The organism is Nitrincola lacisaponensis, from assembly GCF_000691225.1.
GTDB classification, from domain to species: domain Bacteria; phylum Pseudomonadota; class Gammaproteobacteria; order Pseudomonadales; family Balneatricaceae; genus Nitrincola; species Nitrincola lacisaponensis.
The window spans coordinates 1-590 of record NZ_JMSZ01000018.1 but is presented as its reverse complement, the minus strand read 5'-3'; the positions used below and the strand labels follow the sequence as shown (position 1 = coordinate 590).

Annotated in this window: 1 protein-coding gene; it reads right to left on the bottom strand. The window is 50.7% G+C overall.

What is annotated here, in order from left to right; all coding sequences use genetic code 11:
• Nucleotides 1-108 precede the first annotated feature (108 nt).
• The coding region (locus ADINL_RS07165; protein WP_036545717.1) for an ATP-binding protein at nucleotides 109-590 on the bottom strand (482 nt) is incomplete at its 5' end.

Here is a 590-nt window from a genome sequence, read left to right as displayed (position 1 = left end):
ATGCTGATTAACTTGGAAGTTTTACAAGGTGCGTATTCTGATTTATCTGAACACCGATTCTGGTGAATGTGAACACCCAGATCTTTCCGCGTTGGGCTCAGTCTCTTTTTAACTTAGGTGTTCATTTTCAGTCAACTCAGATACGACTTTTCGCATCGATTCCCCCTTTAATTTCAGTCTGTGAGAGTTGTGCATCAACCTGTCCAGGATGGCATCAGCCAGAGTGTTGTCTCCAATCGCTTGGTACCATTCTTCGGTGGGCAACTGGCTGATCATGATCGTTGATGCGTGTTGGTGCCGATCATCCATGATCTCCATCAGATCGTTGCGCTGAGCCGCTTTCAATGGCTCCAGCCCCCAGTCATCCAGCAGCAGGATGTCGTACTTGGCGATGGTTTTCAGTGCCTTGCTGTAACTGCCATCGGCCTTACTCTGGCTTAGCTCCATCAGCAGCCGAGAGAGACGGTAATACTTGGCGCTGTATCCTTTGAGTATGGCCGTGTGTGCCAGGGCGCAGGCCAGGTAGGTTTTACCACTGCCGCAAGGACCGGTCAGCAGGATGTTCTGATGCTTGCCAACCCAGCTACAGC